The sequence below is a fragment of the Vibrio sp. 10N.222.46.A1 genome, from assembly GCF_041473595.1.
Classification (GTDB): domain Bacteria; phylum Pseudomonadota; class Gammaproteobacteria; order Enterobacterales; family Vibrionaceae; genus Vibrio; species Vibrio tasmaniensis_A.
In genome coordinates this window covers 1-698 of sequence record NZ_JBFRSN010000064.1, presented here as the reverse complement: position 1 = coordinate 698, position 698 = coordinate 1, and the positions used below count along the sequence as shown (strand labels likewise).

At 44.4% G+C, this 698-nt stretch carries 1 protein-coding gene; it reads right to left on the bottom strand.

Features of this window, described 5'->3' with window-relative positions:
- Nucleotides 1-698: Hsp70 family protein (locus AB4496_RS02510; RefSeq protein ID WP_372130553.1), on the bottom strand; the 698-nt coding region annotated here is incomplete at both ends.

The window sequence follows — 698 nt, the reverse complement described above, 5'->3', positions numbered from 1 at the left end:
ATTTCGCCTACAGATAGGGCAGCATCTGCAAGAGCTACTTTTAGTGGCTCAAGAGAACGTTGAACTAGGTCTTCAACTAGAGACTCAAGCTTCGCTCGAGTCACTTTGATGTTCATGTGCTTAGGGCCATTCGCATCAGCCGTAACGTAAGGTAGGTTTACGTCAGTTTGAGTAGTAGAAGAAAGCTCGATTTTCGCCTTTTCTGCTGCTTCTTTAACACGCTGCATTGCTAGTGGATCAGTTTTAAGGTCGATACCTTGCTCTTTTTTGAACTCATCTACTAGGTAGTTAATCATGCGGTTATCGAAATCTTCACCACCAAGGTGAGTATCACCGTTAGTTGAAAGAACTTCGAAAGTTTTCTCACCTTCTACTTCATCAATTTCGATGATAGAGATATCGAATGTACCACCACCAAGGTCGTATACAGCGATAGTGCGATCACCACCTTGCTTGTCTAGACCGTAAGCTAGAGCAGCAGCAGTTGGTTCGTTGATGATCCGTTTAACATCTAGGCCTGCGATACGACCAGCATCTTTCGTTGCTTGACGCTGAGCATCGTTGAAGTAAGCAGGAACAGTAACAACTGCGCCAGTTACTTCTTCGCCTAGGAAGTCTTCAGCTGTTTTCTTCATTTTCTTAAGAACTTCAGCAGATACTTGAGGAGCAGCCATTTTTTGGCCTTGCGCTTCAACCCA